Annotated in this window: 15 protein-coding genes; 7 read left to right on the forward strand and 8 right to left on the reverse strand. The window is 36.6% G+C overall.

Annotated features, from left to right (window positions below; genetic code table 11):
* The first annotated feature begins 85 nt into the window (after window positions 1-85).
* From surE to Q763_RS10445, 5 genes are all read left to right on the forward strand, one after another.
* Window positions 86-868: a 5'/3'-nucleotidase SurE gene (gene surE / locus Q763_RS10425; RefSeq protein ID WP_035133975.1), complete on the forward strand. Its 783-nt coding sequence runs from the start codon at window positions 86-88 to the stop codon at window positions 866-868.
* Complete coding sequence (locus Q763_RS10430) at window positions 855-1,145, forward strand: hypothetical protein (protein ID WP_035133976.1); 291 nt, start codon at window positions 855-857, stop codon at window positions 1,143-1,145. Before surE ends, Q763_RS10430 begins: the two co-directional genes overlap by 14 nt.
* 45 nt (window positions 1,146-1,190) lie before the next feature.
* Window positions 1,191-2,312 (forward strand): lipid-A-disaccharide synthase, encoded by a 1,122-nt coding sequence (gene lpxB, locus Q763_RS10435; protein ID WP_035133978.1) that lies wholly within the window; start codon window positions 1,191-1,193, stop codon window positions 2,310-2,312.
* A gap of 64 nt (window positions 2,313-2,376) precedes the next feature.
* Window positions 2,377-3,090 carry a C40 family peptidase gene (locus Q763_RS17485; RefSeq protein ID WP_052123379.1) on the forward strand — a complete coding sequence of 238 codons (714 nt, stop codon included), beginning with the start codon at window positions 2,377-2,379 and terminating at the stop codon, window positions 3,088-3,090.
* A 34-nt stretch (window positions 3,091-3,124) separates the two neighbouring features.
* A complete protein-coding gene (locus tag Q763_RS10445; protein WP_035133980.1) occupies window positions 3,125-5,140 on the forward strand; it encodes a ComEC/Rec2 family competence protein in 2,016 nt (671 codons plus the stop codon).
* A gap of 62 nt (window positions 5,141-5,202) precedes the next feature.
* Here the strand turns inward: Q763_RS10445 and Q763_RS10450 are convergent, their stop codons facing one another.
* Genes Q763_RS10450 through Q763_RS10470 form a run of 5 tightly spaced genes read right to left on the reverse strand, consistent with a single transcriptional unit; the run spans window position 5,203 to window position 11,912 of the window.
* Entirely contained in the window at window positions 5,203-5,682 is a 480-nt protein-coding gene (locus tag Q763_RS10450; RefSeq protein ID WP_035133981.1) for a thioredoxin family protein, read from the reverse strand.
* Window positions 5,683-5,716: 34 nt separating this feature from the next.
* Window positions 5,717-6,178 carry a thioredoxin family protein gene (locus tag Q763_RS10455; RefSeq protein ID WP_035133983.1) on the reverse strand — a complete coding sequence of 154 codons (462 nt, stop codon included), beginning with the start codon at window positions 6,176-6,178 and terminating at the stop codon, window positions 5,717-5,719.
* A 43-nt stretch (window positions 6,179-6,221) separates the two neighbouring features.
* On the reverse strand, window positions 6,222-8,087 hold the full coding sequence (locus Q763_RS10460) for a peptide MFS transporter (RefSeq protein WP_035133985.1): 1,866 nt from the start codon (window positions 8,085-8,087) through the stop codon (window positions 6,222-6,224).
* A 28-nt stretch (window positions 8,088-8,115) separates the two neighbouring features.
* Window positions 8,116-9,747, reverse strand: coding sequence for a peptide MFS transporter (locus Q763_RS10465; RefSeq protein WP_035133987.1), 1,632 nt, complete (start codon window positions 9,745-9,747; stop codon window positions 8,116-8,118).
* Window positions 9,747-11,912: a S9 family peptidase gene (locus Q763_RS10470; protein WP_035133994.1), complete on the reverse strand. Its 2,166-nt coding sequence runs from the start codon at window positions 11,910-11,912 to the stop codon at window positions 9,747-9,749. Before Q763_RS10470 ends, Q763_RS10465 begins: the two co-directional genes overlap by 1 nt.
* A 176-nt stretch (window positions 11,913-12,088) precedes the next feature.
* Here Q763_RS10470 and Q763_RS10475 point away from each other — a divergent pair, with 176 nt between their 5' ends.
* Both Q763_RS10475 and Q763_RS10480 read left to right on the forward strand, forming a co-directional pair.
* Window positions 12,089-13,438 (forward strand): hydroxymethylglutaryl-CoA reductase, degradative, encoded by a 1,350-nt coding sequence (locus Q763_RS10475; RefSeq protein WP_035133996.1) that lies wholly within the window; start codon window positions 12,089-12,091, stop codon window positions 13,436-13,438.
* Window positions 13,419-14,336 carry a GYDIA family GHMP kinase gene (locus tag Q763_RS10480; RefSeq protein ID WP_035133998.1) on the forward strand — a complete coding sequence of 306 codons (918 nt, stop codon included), beginning with the start codon at window positions 13,419-13,421 and terminating at the stop codon, window positions 14,334-14,336. Before Q763_RS10475 ends, Q763_RS10480 begins: the two co-directional genes overlap by 20 nt.
* Window positions 14,337-14,389: 53 nt before the next feature.
* Here Q763_RS10480 and Q763_RS18075 read toward each other — a convergent pair whose 3' ends face one another.
* The 3 genes from Q763_RS18075 to Q763_RS10495 all read right to left on the reverse strand — a co-directional run bounded on the left by Q763_RS18075 (window position 14,390) and on the right by Q763_RS10495 (window position 18,049).
* Window positions 14,390-16,492: a peptidylprolyl isomerase gene (locus Q763_RS18075; protein WP_035134000.1), complete on the reverse strand. Its 2,103-nt coding sequence runs from the start codon at window positions 16,490-16,492 to the stop codon at window positions 14,390-14,392.
* Window positions 16,493-16,593: 101 nt separating this feature from the next.
* The gene (locus Q763_RS10490) at window positions 16,594-17,853 is read right to left on the reverse strand and encodes a hemolysin family protein (protein WP_035134002.1); all 1,260 of its coding nucleotides are present in this window, start codon (window positions 17,851-17,853) and stop codon (window positions 16,594-16,596) included.
* A gap of 13 nt (window positions 17,854-17,866) precedes the next feature.
* Window positions 17,867-18,049 carry a hypothetical protein gene (locus Q763_RS10495; protein WP_035134004.1) on the reverse strand — a complete coding sequence of 61 codons (183 nt, stop codon included), beginning with the start codon at window positions 18,047-18,049 and terminating at the stop codon, window positions 17,867-17,869.
* Between the last annotated feature and the right edge of the window lie 5 nt (window positions 18,050-18,054).

Here is an 18,054-nt window from a genome sequence, read left to right on the forward strand (position 1 = left end):
ATCAATAAAAATAAAGGGCACGAAAGCAAAAATGCTTATTTTAGCTAACGTAAAAGTACAATACTTATTTTGATTTTACTAAAGCATGAAGAAAAAACCGCTAATACTGGTTACCAACGATGACGGTATTTCCGCACCCGGAATAAGGGCATTAATATCGGTAATGAAAACCATAGGTGATGTTGTGGTAGTGGCACCCGACAGCCCACAATCTGCCACAGGTCACGCCATAACAATAAACAGCACACTGTCTATCAACAAAATAAACATTGATCCGGATGTTGACAGCGAATACAGCTGCTCTGGCACCCCGGTTGATTGTGTGAAGTTTGCCGTAAACGAAATACTGGACCGAAAACCAGACTTATGTGTATCGGGTATTAACCACGGATCTAATTCATCCATAAACGTAATATATTCAGGAACACTAAGTGCCGCGGTAGAAGCAGGTATTGAAGGCATTCCTGCCATAGGTTTTTCATTACTGGATTACAATTGGAACGCAGACTTTGAACCTGCTAAATCGTTTATTAAAAAAATAACCCTACAGGTACTTGCAAACGGATTACCGGACGGCGTTATTCTTAATGTAAATTTCCCTAAACTAAAGGAAAACGAAATTAAGGGTATCAAAATATGCCGACAGGCAAAAGCCATGTGGATGGAGGAGTTTGACAAAAGACAAAACCCTCAGGGGCGTGATTATTACTGGCTAACCGGAAAATTTGTAAATCTCGACAATGGTGAAGACACTGACGAATGGGCTTTAGAAAAAGGCTACATATCCATAGTACCGGTTCAGTTTGACCTAACTGCACACCATGCCATACAACAATTAAACTCGTGGAAATTAAATGAAAACAAGTAAATACATACAGGCAGCTATAGGTATAATTATTGGCTTTGCTATTGCCTCACTAGGTATATTTTTATACCTGAAATATGTGGAATCTACTACAGGGAGTAACCTAAACGATACTATCACTGCGATTAAGTCGCAGGGCGTAATGGGTAAAGTAATTACCATTGGCGCAATACCTAACCTGCTTATATTTTTCCTCTTGCTACGATTAAAAAGAGATATGATGGCATGGGGCATAATAATTGCTACAGCAATTTTAACTTTAATTACAGTATTTGTATAAAGAAGGCTGATTAAATTAAGTACTTTTGACCTATAAACACTAAGCATGAAATATTACATTATAGCCGGTGAAGCATCGGGAGACCTGCATGGTTCCAACCTTATGAAAGAACTGCACAAACAGGACCCGGAAGCAAACATACGCTTTTGGGGAGGTGACCTTATGCAGCAGGCAGGCGGAACGCTGGTTAAGCATTATCGTGAGCTGGCATTTATGGGGTTTGCAGAAGTTGTAGCCAACCTGCGTACTATTTTAGGTAATATTAAATTTTGCAAGGAAGACATACTGACTTTTAATCCTGATGTAATTATTTTTATAGACTATCCCGGTTTTAACATGCGCATAGCCAAATGGGCAAAAGAACTGGAAATTAAAACACATTATTACATTTCCCCACAAATATGGGCCTGGAAAGAAAACAGGATCAAAGCCATTAAGAGAGATGTAGACCATATGTATATCATACTTCCTTTTGAAAAGGATTTTTATGAAAACAAGCATCAGTTTGCCGTTGAGTTTGTAGGACACCCACTAATTGACGCCATACACAACCGCAAACCAACCGACATCGAAAGTTTTAAAAAAGAGCACAACCTTGATGAGAAACCTGTTATTGCACTTTTACCGGGTAGCCGTAAGCAGGAAATCTCAAAACTGCTTAGTGAAATGCTTTCCATAGTGAAGGATTTCCCCGACTATCAGTTTGTAATTGCCGGAGCTCCGTCTCAGGATTATGAGTTCTACCAGCAATTCCTTAAAAACAGTAATGTTCATTTTATAAGTAACAAAACTTACGATCTGTTAAGCATAGCCTATGCCGCTTTGGTAACATCGGGCACCGCTACACTGGAAACGGCCCTATTTAAAGTACCTGAAGTAGTATGTTATAAAGGCAGTTGGATATCTTACCAGATAGCCAAACGTATTATAACTCTTAAATTCATTTCACTGGTTAATCTTATTATGGATCGTGAGGTAGTCAAGGAGCTTATACAGGGAGAATGCAACCGTAAGAATATCAAAAAAGAGCTACAAAAAATATTAGACCCAAAACACCGAAAGAAAGTACTTGCTGACTACGACTTACTGGAACAGAAGCTGGGCGGTGAAGGTGCTAGCCAAAAAACAGCTCAACGAATAATTAAGCATTTGAACGAAGGAAAATAAAACACATATTTTTATTTTTATATTTGTGTATAGCACAACTGCAATAATAACAAAATAACCGATTTTGAAAAAATTAGTATCCATATCTGTTTTCCTGTTACTAGCGCTTTCCTGGAAAGCTTCGGGACAGATTATAACATCTAAGGAAGAGGCTGTGGAGAAAGGATTATATTCTTACAGTGAAGTACCCGGAAGCCTCGACATTACATCGGGCAACAGCGGAAACCAAAGTAGTGAGACTGAAGAAAAATCAAAGAAAAAGAGAAAGCGCAGGAACAAAAAAAATGAGTCGGCAAACGAACTGGCTACACAACCTGTATCCGTTACTAAAACAGAAATTGAACTGGACGAAAATGATTATGGTTTTGTTTCTGACTTCACCATGGATAATTATACCCAAATCCAGATTGTAAATAATGCCATGGATTTTGAAGGTGTACGTTACAGAACAGGCGGAACTACAAAAGACGGTATGGACTGCTCAGGACTAGTATTCACAACCTTTAAAATTTTTGACATTTCTCTACCCAGAAGCTCTTACGAACAGGCAAAAGTTGGCGAAGAAATTAAAATAACTGAAGTGAAACCAGGTGACCTGCTTTTCTTTAAAACTAACCGCCGTAAAAAAACTATTAATCACGTAGGACTGGTTACATCTGTAGAAAACGGCGAAATCCTGTTTATACATTCAACACTTAGTTTAGGTGTTACTGTTTCTTCCATGAGTGAAGAGTATTACACAAAAAGTTTTGCTCAGGCGAACAGAATACTAAACTAACATCTCCCTTTTACAAAACTAACTTTTACTATCTTTGGACAACACCTTACCTAAAGATATGATAATAGCATTACTAACCCTGTTTTTTGCAGTAGGCATTATTGCCGGCTATTACATAAACCCATATTTAGGTTTAGCATTATCTTTTTCGGCAGTTGCCTTATTACTTTTCCTTCTCATGTACAGGAAAAGTAAAAACAAATTAATACAAAAACCGTACTTTTCAATAAGTACATGGCTGTTAACTTTTAGCCTCGGGATACTTTCTTACACTATACACAACGCTCCCAATCAAAAATCTCATTACTCTCACTATTTAACCGACAATGCAATTATTGAAGGCACTATAACCCATCGATTGAAACCTACCGAATTTTCTGAAAGGTATTATTTTGACGTAAGCAGAGTAAATCACTATAAAACCAAAGGCAGAATATTAATTAGCTCAAAAAATAAAAAATTCAGACCGGGAGATAAACTAATCATTACAGAATCACCAAAACCTATAAACAAACCTCTTAACCCCTATCAGTTTGATTATACCGCTTACATGGAAAAACAGAATGTTTTCCATCAATTAAACCTGAATAAGAATTATATACTCACCGGTCAAATCAAGAGCTTCAATTATTATCTTGACTACACAAGAAACAAACTGACAGAAAGTTTCAACGAAAACACTTTCGCCCCAAAAGAAATTTCTCTACTAAAGGCTTTACTACTGGGACAACGGCAGGACCTGAGTAAAGAAACAACAGAGACATTTGCTTCGGCAGGAGCTATACATATACTGGCTATATCAGGACTACATATTGCAATTTTGTTTTTCCTGCTTAATCTGTTACTAAAACCGTTAGACCGATTATCAAAAAGAGGCAAAACAATAAAGTTGATATTATTACTACTATTACTTTCGGGGTTCGCCATACTTTCGGGTTTATCACCATCGGTAGTAAGGGCTGTCATCATGTTTAGTTTTATAAGTATTGGTCAATATCTAAACCGAAACAGTAGCATGATGAATTCAGTCGCCATATCTATGCTACTTATACTCCTGTTCAGCCCCAAACAGCTTTTTGATGTAGGTTTTCAGTTAAGTTATACAGCAGTTATTGCCATTATTGCCTTAAGACCTGTTTACAAAAACATAAGGCTTTCCAAATACAGAGTTATAAACTATTTTACCGATATAGCCATTATATCAGTCATAGCACAAATAAGCACCCTCCCGCTATGCCTTTATTATTTTAAACAAATCCCATTACTATCTGTCGTTACCAATATTATTGTTGTTCCGCTAACCGGATTACTATTAACCTTTGGGGTACTGACATTACTATTCAACTTTATTAGTCCATACTTAGCGCATGTAACAGGAACAATCTTAAAATGGCTTATACAAATCCTTAATCGTTATACCGAATGGATTGCCGGATTTGAGGTTTTTAATATTAAAGACATTACATTCCCTTTGTTACTTTCAATTACCCTAACATTAGTAATCACTGTATTTGGTATATGGTTAAGAAAGCCAACTTTTAAAACCACAATAGTTGTATTAAGTTGTTTTTCTCTCTTTCAAATTAGCTATTTGAGTTATAAAACCTACATGAATGACAAAAGTGAACTGATTGTATTTAACAACTATAATGAATCGGTTATCACTATAAAAGACCGTAACAGATTAACTATTTACTGTAAAGACACTGTCGCATACCCTACAAAAACAATTAAACCCTACCTAACAGCCACTTTTAACCCCAAACTTACACTTACCCAACTCAACGCATTATTATGGTTTAAAGGGCAAAAAATAGCTGTTTTAGACCCCAACACTATTTATCCCGAAAATCTGAATCCGGATATAATACTATTGAGCCACTCACCTAAAGTAAATCTTGAAAAAATAATTATTGAAATGAAGCCGAAAGTAATAATTGCCGACGGTACCAATTACAGGAATTTAATACAACACTGGAAAGCTACCTGCCATAAACAAAATATCCTTTTCCATGCTACTGCAGAAAAAGGATATTATAAACTTGAATAAATAATTAATCACTAAAAAAATCCCTTTTCACCAAAACGGGAAAGGGGATAATATCTTTAATTTTATTTTTTTTGTGTTTTACCGTGGTCTAATATTGCATTAGCACCTTCAAGCCAAGCTGAAGCTCCGCCTCTAACATAGCCTGTTTTACCAAGCTGTTTCAGCACAGGTTTTTTATCTTCACCCTTTTGCACATCTACAAACCATACGGTAGGATATCCCTGCACAGCAAACGATCTTGCCAGTGAAGCATTTTGTTGCTTCAGTTCGGCAGACTGCGCTGTTCTTTTAGGAAAGTCAAGCTCTACAAGAATAACATTGTCTTTAGCCCATTTTGCAAAATCTTCTGTTTTAAGCACTTCTTTTTGCAAACGCATACACCAACCGCACCAATCACTTCCGGTAAAAAACAACAATAAAGGCTTCTTGTTTTTTTGTGAAAGCTCCATAGCTTTATTCATATCAGTATGCCATTCAAGCTCCTGAGCCTGCATGGTAATTGAACCCAGTACAATAAAAAGCGTTAAGAGTATTTTTTTCATGAGCTATATATTATCCGGTAACAACCGGAGTTAATTATTCTTCTTTTAAAGCAGTAAGCAATTGATCGGGAGTTTGTAAACCAACAATGGTGTTTATAATCTCCCCTTTTTTATCAAAAACCATCATAGTAGGATATGCCCTTATACTTAAAAGCTTTGCGAATTCATGATTGGAATTTCTTCCTTTACGTCCTTCTACAAAACCAGGGTTAGCATATTTTTTACCTTTATAGTTCACCTCAGAGTTACCTTCGGCATTAAACTTAACTGCATAATAATTTTTACTTATGTAATCTACTACTGCAGGGTCATGAAAAGTGTGTTTATCCAGTATTTTACATGGACCGCACCAATCAGTATACACATCCATAAAAATAGGCTTAGCTTCCTTTTTCTGAGCCGCCAGTGCCTCATCCATAGACATCCATTTTATTTCCTGAGCCTGTACAGCTACAGCACTTAAAGCCACAAATAGTATTAAAAGTATTTTTTTCATAAGTATTTATTTTTACGATTGGGTCCCAAAAACAGTGCCGAAGTTATTTAACCCCGTGCATAAGTTTTTTGATAGGCTTATTTAACAAAATTGCCACAACACCTACAATAATAGCAAGTACCATAATTATCATAAAGAATGTACCTATACCTTTTTCATTAGCTATATCAGTAGAGTTTTCACCTATTATACCCGCAACTTTATTTGCAATGGCAATAGCTAAATACCAAACACCAAACATAAAAGCAATCATACGTCCAGGCACTAATTTACTAACATAGGAAAGTCCTACAGGAGAAATACAAAGTTCACCCATAGTATGGAACAAGTACACAAAAACTAACCAGTACATTCCTACTGAAGCAGATGCAGCGCCTGGTTCAATATTCCTACCTCCATATGCAATAAAGCCCATACCAAGACCTAATAAAATCATACCTATACCAAACTTGGCATTAGCAGAAGGATTAAATTTACTTTCCCACCATTTTGAGAATAACGGAGCCAAAGTAATAATAAACAATGAGTTTAATACATTAAACCATGTAGCAGGTATCTCAGTTAATTTTTCGGTTACCTTATCAATTTTTAATGCTTCAAGTGTCCTATCTGAAAGATGAAGATAACCAGCTGAATAGAAATCTTTTGTAAGCATCCATATTGTAATAATCCAAATGATAACAAAACTTAGGCTTAAGAAAATATTTGCTAAAGCATAATTTTTAAATGTTTGTTTAAACAACTTAAACAACACCCAAGTTATGATAGCCAAAGGAACAACCGCAATTAGCGTATTAACAACTAAAAATACAAGACTAGCCCCTCCTGTTAAAATACGATCAGTATAATCTCTTGCAAAAATTGTTAAAGTACCCGGCGCCTGTTCAAAAACCACAAAAAAGCAAAAGGTTAATGCTGCAAAAAACGTTACAGCAAGTAACTTCTGACGGGTAATAGTTGAGTACTGACTTAATCTGTAAGCAAGTAAACCAAAAAACAATAATAAAGCGGTAATAATAGCTATATTAGATAAATCGTGACCCCCTATACTTAAAAAATTAACCGAGCCCTCAGATATTTTAGATGCAGGATCATTTATTACCCACACCAAGCCCAAAATACTACAAATTGCAATTACAGCTAACTGCCACCCTGTAAACGGAACTTTTTTATCCTCATTATTCTTATTTACTTCTTTTTCTTCTAATACCGTTGTATTAATTTCTGAAGCATCAGAGTTAGCAAGAGCAATTTCATCAGCCTTTTTTGGCTTCAGCCCAATATCTCCAAATATTCTTTGAGAAAAATAAAACTGTAAAAGTCCAAAAAGCATAAAAATACCTGCAAGACCAAAACCTATACTCCATCCAACTTTTTCTCCTAAATACCCACACAAAAGGATACCAAAGAAAGCACCAGCATTAACACCCATATAGAAAATAGTGTATGCACCATCTTTTTTCTCAGGCTTATCTTTATACATTTCAGAGATTATAGATGTCATATTAGGTTTAAAAAATCCAGTACCAAAAATAAGTAATGTTAAACCTAAGTAGATAAAAAACGGCGTTTCTATAGCCATACTGGCATGACCCAAAGTCATTAAAAAAGCCCCAACAACTACAGCCCATCTGTAACCTATTAATTTATCAGCAAAATAACCTCCCAACATTGTTGAAAGGTAAACTAGAGCTGTATATGAACCAAACAAAGCATATGCATGCTCCTGTGGCCAACCCCATCCAGGATGAGATCCTGTTATTGAAGCTGTTAAAAACATTACTAATAATGCTCGCATACCGTAATATGAAAAACGTTCCCACATTTCGGTAAAAAACAATACAAATAATCCTGCCGGGTGGCCTAATACATTTGTTTTAAAAAAGTCATTCGTTGTTGTCGTAGACATATTAAATATATTAATTCCTAAATAAATTCTATTTTACATCCTGCATTAGCTTTCTTACAATTGGTGATATTGCGATTAATACCACACCTGCTATTGCTGCATAAATTGCTAACTGTAAATAACCGTCGGTATAAGTTACCAGTTTTTGCTGTAGTGAATCTCCTTCACCAGCCTGAGAAAGACCGGCTCCAAGGATACCTGCCACATATTGACCATATGCACTTGCAAGGAACCACATACCCATCATTACACCCTGTAGCCTTTGTGGAGACAGTTTTGTCATGATAGATAAACCTATAGGCGATAAACAAAGCTCGCCAAAGGTAATTACAAAATAAGCTAAAACAAAAACATCTAAGCTTGCAATTCCTGAGCCTGCAACTACTTCAAAGAATCTTGTAGTATAAAACGTATAAAAACCGCCTGCAAGGAAAAGGAAACCTAAGCCAAACTTAATAACTGTATTAGGCTCTATTTTCTTTTTAGCCATAGCAATCCATACAAGACCTACTATTGGTGCAAATACAATTACAAATATTGAGTTGGCTGCATTATTCACCCCGTTTGGATCAAGGGTAAATAAGCCCAGCACTTCATTATTAAGGTTTTTAGCAGCAAAAATACTTAACGACCCTCCACTCTGCTCAAAAAATGCCCAAAAGACAATAGAGAACAAAATGAATACAAGTGCAGCTATAAGCTTTTTACTCTCTTCCCAAGAGTGTTTTGTCATTTCGTAAATAAGATATACTAATGTACATGGCCCTATTATATACATAAACCAGTCAGTATACTCGGTCTTGGCAACCATAGTCATAATAACAGGGATAAGAGCAAGTGTACCTAAGTACACCACATACTCATACCACGCTTTACCTGATTTAACTGTAGTTTTTACTGTAGTAGCCTCAGGCTGTACTGTACCTACACCATCAATTTCAGGAATATCTTCAATCGTATCATTATTCTTTCTTAAAGGAGAAAGACCGATAGGGCCTAATGTTTTCTGAGTAAAAATAAATGTTACTAAACTAATAGTCATTACAACACCTGCAAGACCAAAAGCCACATTCCAGGTTTTATCGGCAGGAATAAGGCTTGTAAACAATTGCCCTTTACCTATTGCAATACATGCATACCCTCCTAAAAGGGCACCAATGTTAATACCCGAATAAAATAATGAGAAACCAGCATCCCTTCTAGGGTCACCTTTTTTATAAAGCGAACCTACCATAGTAGAAATATTTGGTTTAAAGAAACCGGTACCAATTACAGTAAAACTAATACCTAAAAAGAAGTTCTTCTCCGGAAACGGGTCAAATGCCAAAATAAGGCTACCAATAATCATTAAGATACCACCCCAGAAAAGCGATTTACGAAAACCTAAAATCTTATCGGCAAACAATCCGCCTATAAAGGTAAAGGCGTAAACAAAGGCCTGTGTTGCCCCATACTGAAGGTTAGCCTGACTTTCCTGCATGTGCTCTCCGTTTTCCAGTATAAGATGGGTAATCATAAAGTAGGTTAAAACCCCTCTCATCCCGTAGAAGCAAAAACGCTCCCACATTTCAGAGAAAAATAAGCCCCATAGTTGTTTTGGATATTTCCCTTCAAAACCCTGAATATCTTCCAGAGTTGCCGTTTTAGTAATAGTACTCATTATAGTTTCTCTTTAATAAAGTTGGTCATTTTTGTAAATAACTGAAGGCGGGTTGCGCCTCCGTAAATCCCGTGATTCTTATCAGGATAAATAGCCCAGTCAAACTGTTTGTTAGCCTGAATTAAAGCCTCTACCATAAGCATGGTATTCTGTACATGCACATTATCATCGGCAGTACCATGAATAAGCAGGTAAGAACCTTCCAGCTTGCCTACATGACTTATCGGAGAATTATCATCATACCCAGATGCGTTTTCCTGTGGTGTTTGCATATATCTTTCGGTATATACCGAGTCATAAAGACGCCAGTTTGTTACCGGGGCAACAGCTATTGCCATTTTAAACACATCATTTCCTTTCAAAATACAGTTAGACGACATGAAGCCCCCAAAACTCCAGCCAAATATACCTATTCTTGACGCATCTACATAATCATAGCGCCCTAATACTTTTGCAGCATCAATTTGATCTTCCACTTCATACTTTCCAAGTTCCTTATAAGTTACCTTTTTAAAGTCGGCACCTTTAAAGCCTGTTCCCCTACCATCAACACAAGCTACAATATAACCTTGTTGTGCAAGCATTAAGAACCAATAGTCATTATAACTATTCCATTTGTTAGCCACTTCCTGAGAACCCGGACCGCTATATTGATACATGAACAGCGGATATTTTTTTGAAGAATCAAAGTTTGCCGGTTTAATCATCCAGGCATTAAGCTCATGCCCTTTATCTGTTTTAATGGTAGTAAACTCTTTTGTTGGAAGATTATAATTTACCAATCTGTCCTTAAGCGCATTATTATTAGCTATTTCTTTCACCTCTTTACCATTCTTGGCATTCAATAAAGCATAAGAAGTTGGCTCCTGAGCACTTGAAAAACTATTAATAAAGTATTCGAAATTAGGACTGAATGTAGCATTGTTAGTCCCTGTTTTTTGTGTAAGTCTTGTTTTGTTCTTCCCTGTTAATGCGATTCTGTACACATCACGGTTAACGGAACCGTTTTCTACCGATTGGTAAAAAATATTCCCTGTTTTTTTATCAAAACCATAGTAAGCTGTTACTTCCCAATCACCCTTTGTTACCTGACGGATAAGCTTACCCGATTTATCGTAGTGGTAAATATGATTAAATCCGTCTTTCTCACTGGTCCATATAAAACTGTTATCGTTAAGGAAAGTTAGATTATCAGTAATATCAACATAAGCCTTATCTGTTTCATGAAGCACTGGTGTAACCTTACCCGAATTTCCGTTTACAAAAACAAGGTTAAGGTCATTTTGATGCCTGTTGATTAACTGAACGCTTAGCGTTTGCTCATCATTAGTCCATTTAATTCTTGGAATATAGTAAGCATCTATATTAGTAAAAGCTATTTTTTGTGTAGTATTATTTTTTACATCATAAATATGAAGAGACACTTTAGAGTTGTTCTCCCCTGCTTTAGGATATTTAAATGAATATTGCTGAGGATAAAGTCCGCCCTGGTAAATATCCATCGAGAATTCCGGCACTTCGCTTTCATCAAAACGGATGTAAGCAATTTTATCTCCGGCAGCATTCCAGTCATAAGCTCTTACAAAAGCAAACTCCTCTTCATAAACCCAGTCGGTAATACCGTTTATCACAGCATTTTTTACTCCGTCGGTCGTGATTTGTTTTGTAGCTCCTGTAGCCATATCATAAACATACAGGTTATTATTGTAGCCATAGGCTATTTTAGAATTATCGGCAGAGAAGGTAGGCTCCTGAACTTTATTATCACTAAGCCTTACCAGTTTTTTGGAAGCAATGTCATAAATAAAGTAATCGGCTACAAATGAATGCCTGAAAATTTGTTCTGAATTAACTGCTATCAGCACTTTTTTCTCATCCGGACTAAAAGTATAACTATCTATACCATCAAGCTCACTAAAATCTTTTGAGCTGATAATAGTAGTCACTTTTTCCAGTGTAGCAAAATCATACAAATCGATTTGCCCGCTACCCCAACCACCGTTTAATACAGTATATTGGTTAGTGTTTTTCATGGCTTCCAGCGAATACATTCCCTGTGTTCTGAATGCTCCGCCCCAAATCTCTTCGAGGGTTATTTTTTGCTGACCGAGAACCGGCAGGCTTAACAGTAAAAATAAGTAAAGTGAGTTTTTGATATTTTTCATTTCATACTTGGTAAAAAACTTCCAATTTTAGTAAAATTTTATGAGATAACCCTGCTTTTTTTTGTTAAATGAAATTTTACCGCATATTCACTAACAATATCGCACCTATACTTTTTTAGTATTTACACATGTTAAAACGTATCTTTGCAACCTGTAATTACTTTAAGACACTGAAAATGAGCAAGGCTATAGCTGGTTTTTCAAAACTGACTAAACAAGAAAAAATTAACTGGATTGCAAATGAATATTTTACCAATCCAGCGGTGGCAGTTTCACTATTAAAAAAATACTGGAACAATGACGAAAACCTGCAAAAACTACACGACGAGTTTATAGAAAACACTATTACCAATTTCTATCTTCCGTTAGGGGTTTGCCCAAACTTCAATATCAATGGCAGGGAATATACCATACCAATGGCTATTGAAGAAAGTTCGGTAGTAGCAGCGGCATCAAAGGCTGCAAAATTTTGGGCACAGCGTGGTGGTTTTAAAACCATGATACTGGGTACTGAAAAAATAGGCCAGGTTCATTTTATATATAAAGGAGACAAACAAAAGTTAATAGCCTTTTTCAATACAATAAAACCTAAGTTCTTTAGCGAAACCGAAAGTATTACCAAAAACATGCAAAAGCGTGGCGGCGGTATTACAGATATCGAACTAAGAGATAAAACCGAATCGTTAGACAATTACTACCAGCTTCATGCTACTTTTGAGACTAAAGACAGTATGGGGGCTAACTTTATAAACTCCTGCCTGGAGCAGTTTTCTAAAACACTTAAAAGCGAAGCATTACAGTATACCGATTTTACCGAAGAAGAAAAAAATATCGAAACGGTAATGAGCATACTTTCCAACTATGTTCCTAACTGCGTTGTAAGAGCAGAGGTTTCATGCCCGGTAGCCGATTTAAACGAAGGAAACAATATAGACCCTCAGGAATTTGCCGAAAAATTTGTTACAGCTGTTAAAATAGCCGAGATAGAACCTTTTAGAGCCGTTACCCACAACAAAGGGGTAATGAACGGTATTGACGCTGTAGTTGTAGCAACTGGTAATGACTTTAGAGCTGTTGAAGCAGGAGTTCATGCTTATGCATCAAAAAACGGCACATATAGCAGCCTATCACACGCTAAAATAGAAAACGGTATTTTCACTTTTTGGATGGATGTACCTTTAGCTTTAGGAACCGTAGGCGGACTTACAACACTACACCCGTTGGTTAAGTTTTCACTGGAGATGCTGGGCAACCCAACAGCAAAAGAACTGATGCAAATTGTAGCTGCAGCCGGACTCGCACAAAACTTTGCTGCCCTGCGATCGCTTACAACTACCGGAATTCAGCAGGGTCATATGAAAATGCACCTGATGAACATACTAAACCAACTGGAAGCTAACGAAAGTGAAAAACTACAAACCGTTAAACATTTTGAACAGAACACCGTGACTCATGCCGCAGTGGTAGACTTTATAAAAGATTTACGTAAAGCAACAGCAAGCAACATTGAAACAGACATTTTATAGTAACGGAAAACTTTTAATAACCGGCGAATATACCGTACTTGATGGCGCAGATGCTTTCGCCCTGCCTACCAAATACGGTCAGTACCTCCATGTGAATGAAGCGGAAACCCAATTGGTTAACTGGACAAGTTTTGATGCTGATAAAAGCATATGGTTTGAAGACACTTTATCCTTCAGCGATATAAAAGCAGGTAAAACAGAAAGTATTAATCCTGTTACTCAAACACTGGTAAAAATACTGCACACGGCAAACAGTATGAATCCGGAAATGCTATCGGACTCAAAAGGGTTTAATGTAGTTACAGAATTAACTTTCCCAAGACACTGGGGACTTGGAACGTCATCTACACTTATAAACAACATTGCACAATGGTTTACCATTGACGCTTTTATTTTGCTAAAAAATAGTTTTAGTGGTAGTGGATATGATATTGCCTGCGCTCAAAATAACGCCCCTATAATTTACAACATAGGCAGCCCGACACCAACTGTAAAGAGCGTAAGTTTTAACCCGGAGTTCTCTAACAGTATTTATTTTGTTTACCTAAACCAAAAACAAAACAGCCGTAGTGCTATTGCAGCTTACAATGAAAAGAAAAGCAATATAGCCACCACTACAGTTAGCCAAATAAACAGCATTACACAGGAACTACTAAACACAAACAACATTGAGCGATTTATGGAGCTACTGGACAAACATACAGCCATAATGAGTGATGTACTGGAAACAACTCCTGTTAAAGAAGAATTATTTCCCGACTTTACAGGAAGTGTAAAGAGCCTAGGAGCATGGGGAGGTGACTTTGTATTAGCCGTATCTAAAAACAGCGACACAGCCGCTTATTTTAAACAGAAAGGCTATCCTGTAGTCATACCTTACAAAGACATGATATTATAAATAAAAAATCCCGCTTTAATAGCGGGATTTTTTATTTATATATGTTTGTGAAATTACATTTTCACTCTGTTGTCTTCGATATCAGCATTCTCTTTAAGAGCAGTGCTTATTCTTGAAGCAGCAGCAGTTTTCTCCTGCTTTTCAACCCTTGCTAAATAAGAGTTATAGTTAGGAAGCTCAGCCGCTTTCTCTACAGTTTTTGTAGCAATTTTAAATACACCTGACTTACCTACTATAAGACCTGATGTTTTACCAGCCTCAAGAGCAAAAGCAGAACCTACTATTTTTGGCTCAACTCCAACTGTTGGAACCATAGCAGAACCCATTGTTACATTTTCTGCAGTACTAACCTTAGAACCTGACGCTTGTGAAACGGCCTCAAGAGTATCACCAGTCATTTTTCCTTTTATTTGTTCAGCTTTTTTCTCATTTCTGATTATCGGAGCAATAACAAGTCTAGCCTCTTCAACCGGCATTAACCCAGATTCGTTTACATCTTTAAGTCTTGCAATCACATACCCGTCAGACACATCAAATCTCTTAACAGCTCCAGCTTCAGAATCTTTAGAGAAAGCCCAAAGAACAATACCTCTTTGCGAACCTAATCCCTGAATACTCTCATCACTTGGAAGTAGTTTAGCAACATTAACAACATTTAGATTAGCCGCTTTAGCAACTTCTTCAAATGGTTTTTCTGTTGCATCAAGTTCAAACTGAGAAGCTTTAGCATAAGTTTGGTCTCCTGTTTTATCACTTGGAAGAATCTCTAAAGCTATAGTAGCAACTCTTACAGCCTCATATTTCGCATCTACTTTAATAACGTGGTAACCAAAATCAGTTTCTACAACTGCAGTTTTACCTACAGGATTATTAAAAATGAACTCATCAAAAGCAGGAACCATTTGTCCCGGAGTGATGTTATCATAAGTACCACCGTTATTTTTAGATCCCGGATCATCACTGTTTTGAGCAGCAAGCACTCCGAATTTAGATGCATCAGCATTTATTTGTTTTAATAAATCATCAGCTTTTGCTTTTGCTTCCTCTTTTGTAAGCTCTACAGTTGGGGCAGCTCTCATAGCACCTTTGTATGCAATAAGTATATGGCTTGCTTTAACGCTACCTCCATCTTTCTTATCTAGCATTCTGGTTACTTTATAATAACCACCTTCTACATAAGGACCAAAAACTTCACCTTTAGCTAAGTCAAAAATATCATCTGCATGATCTTTAGGAAGGTTCTTTTTAACTACATAAGTAGAATCATATTTGATATCTGAATTTGCATTAACAAAATCAGGAACCTCTTCAAGTTTCATATCTTTAAAACCTGGAAGGGTATCATTTTTACCGTCTCTGTATTCTACTCTTGAATTTAGAAGAGAGTTTATTCTTTCTCTAATCTCAAGCTCATCTTCAGCAGAAGCTTTATCTTCTATCTTAACATATTCAATAGAACGTGTAGGCTGAGATTTATATTTTTTCTCGTTCTTTTTCATGTAAGCAATGATTTCATCATCTGAGACTGTAATCTCATCATCATTGATACTTGAGAAAGGAACATAAACATAATCAAAAGTAACTTTGTTATTTTCTGCCTCATATCTGGCTTTAGCATCATTGTTTGTTGCTACATAACCCGACTTAACCATGGCAGTATATATTTGCCTCATAGCAGTAGTCTCTGCAACAGGTGTATTAGCCTCCATTAATCCCCACATTTGTGGATCTGTGGTTTTGATGTTCACAAGAAACTCATTGAACTTAGCTTTATCAAACTGACCTGCAGCATTAAGAAACTGAGGGTTTTGAGCAAACTGAGGAGCTTGAGCAAATATGTTAATAACATGATCTTTACCTACTCTTAATCCCGCCTGTTCAAATCTTTCACCAAAAAGGATTCTGTCTACTTCTTCGCTCCAAACCGCATTAGATGCCTGAGTTGGAGATATCCCCGGCTGTCTTCTTTCCAGATTATTTACTTTCTCTAAAAATTCCTGTACAGGTATATCGGTACCATTAACACTACCTATGTTTCTGGTAACTCCAAACCCGCCGCTTTTGATAACATCACCTATCACAAAAGCGAAAAGACAAAAGCCAATAACAAGTATCAGTATAAGCGAACGCTCCCTAATTTTTGATAAAACTGCCATTTTTAATGTTGTTAAATTTTATTTCAGTGGGCGAAAATACAATTATCTATTTAATAATAAAAGTCGTTAAGTTATATTTTCGGATTAAAATGTTAATTTTTTTATTTCTGCTGCAACGGAACAAACTTAATAAGCTCAATCTTCTTATTTGACGCCATTTCTATAAGAATTTCGAAATCATCAAACTTTACACGTTCCCCGGTTTTAGGAATCTCTTTAGTGTTATAAACCACAAAGCCTCCCAGTGTGGAATAGGAATCACTCTCCGGAATTTCCAACCCATACTCTTCATTAACATACTCTACATCAAGCCTTGCCGAGAAAAGATAAACTCCATCCCCCAGTTCTTTTTCTATTAACTCTTCCTCATCATCATGCTCATCCTCTATCTCACCAAAAAGCTCTTCAATAATATCCTCAATGGTAACAATACCCGATGTACCTCCGTACTCATCTATCACCACAGCCAGACTTTTTCTTTTCTTGGTAAGTATATTTAAAAGCTCTTTTATATAAATTGTACCGGGAACATATTCGGCAGCTATCATCATTTGCCCTACAGTTTTCGGCTTCTTAAAAAGCTCAAACGAATGTATATAGCCTATGATATTATCCAAAGACTCACGATATACTATCATTTTAGAATACCCGGTATCTACAAACAGATCTTTAAGTTCCTGCACAGTATCGTTTATCTCTACCGCTACAATTTCGGTTCGTGGCGTCATGATATCCCTGGCTTTGAGATCAGAAAATTCGAGAGCATTTTGGAATATCTGAATTTCAGAATCAACCTCTTCCTGCTCTTCCACACCGTTCATTTGCTCAGTAATATAATGCCCAAGCTCACCACGACTAAAGTACCCCTGCTGTTTATCACCACTTGTACGAAATACTTTTATCAGAATAAAGTCAGACACATGAATAACAAATTTTGAAGCCCACGAAAAGACACAGTAAAAAGCATAGGCAGGTAATGCAAAAAGCTTAATTAGCTTATTGGCATACACCTGAAAAAATACTTTTGGAATAAACTCGGCCGTAAGAAGTATTATAAAAGCCGATATAATGATTTGAAGTAATATAGCCGAAGCCAGTGAAAAGTGCATTGGAGCAAGCCACCCCATTACAACTCCCCCCATGTAGTAACCGTAAACCACAAGACAAATACTGTTACCCACCAACATAGAGGTAATAAAACGTGCCGGTTTTTCGGTAAGTTTGGTAAGTATCCTAGAGAGAAAAGAAGTTTGCTTTCTCTCTACACCAAGGTAAATTTTATTTGACGACACATAGGCTATCTCCATTCCCGAAAAAAAAGCGGAAAGCAATAGGCATACTATGATAATTGTCGCTTCCATAAGCGTTTACTGTTTATCTCCTGTTTTGAAACTTTTTGATTTGGCTTTTCCTGAAGAAAAACATAAAAATACAAACGGCAACAATCGCAAATGACATATATGGCGCCTCACCTGCCTGTATTCTCATAATACCATCATACACAAAAAAAGCGGCCACTACAAGATAAAGATATGCTGTAAACTTAAAAATTCCCATTTGTT

The organism is Flavobacterium beibuense F44-8, from assembly GCF_000769915.1.
GTDB lineage: Bacteria > Bacteroidota > Bacteroidia > Flavobacteriales > Flavobacteriaceae > Flavobacterium > Flavobacterium beibuense.

Excerpts from the sequence above, each read along its gene's own strand:
- Q763_RS10465 (WP_035133987.1), bottom strand. The coding sequence starts at position 9,747 with ATGAGTACTATTACTAAAACGGCAACTCTGGAAGATATTCAGGGTTTT.
- Q763_RS10475 (WP_035133996.1), top strand. The coding sequence starts at position 12,089 with ATGAGCAAGGCTATAGCTGGTTTTTCAAAACTGACTAAACAAGAAAAA.
- Q763_RS10455 (WP_035133983.1), bottom strand. The coding sequence starts at position 6,178 with ATGAAAAAAATACTTTTAATACTATTTGTGGCTTTAAGTGCTGTAGCT.
- lpxB (WP_035133978.1), top strand. The coding sequence starts at position 1,191 with ATGAAATATTACATTATAGCCGGTGAAGCATCGGGAGACCTGCATGGT.
- surE (WP_035133975.1), top strand. The coding sequence starts at position 86 with ATGAAGAAAAAACCGCTAATACTGGTTACCAACGATGACGGTATTTCC.
- Q763_RS10460 (WP_035133985.1), bottom strand. The coding sequence starts at position 8,087 with ATGTCTACGACAACAACGAATGACTTTTTTAAAACAAATGTATTAGGC.
- Q763_RS18075 (WP_035134000.1), bottom strand. The coding sequence starts at position 16,492 with ATGGCAGTTTTATCAAAAATTAGGGAGCGTTCGCTTATACTGATACTT.
- Q763_RS10490 (WP_035134002.1), bottom strand. The coding sequence starts at position 17,853 with ATGGAAGCGACAATTATCATAGTATGCCTATTGCTTTCCGCTTTTTTT.
- Q763_RS10470 (WP_035133994.1), bottom strand. The coding sequence starts at position 11,912 with ATGAAAAATATCAAAAACTCACTTTACTTATTTTTACTGTTAAGCCTG.
- Q763_RS10430 (WP_035133976.1), top strand. The coding sequence starts at position 855 with ATGAAAACAAGTAAATACATACAGGCAGCTATAGGTATAATTATTGGC.
- Q763_RS10450 (WP_035133981.1), bottom strand. The coding sequence starts at position 5,682 with ATGAAAAAAATACTCTTAACGCTTTTTATTGTACTGGGTTCAATTACC.
- Q763_RS10495 (WP_035134004.1), bottom strand. The coding sequence starts at position 18,049 with ATGGGAATTTTTAAGTTTACAGCATATCTTTATCTTGTAGTGGCCGCT.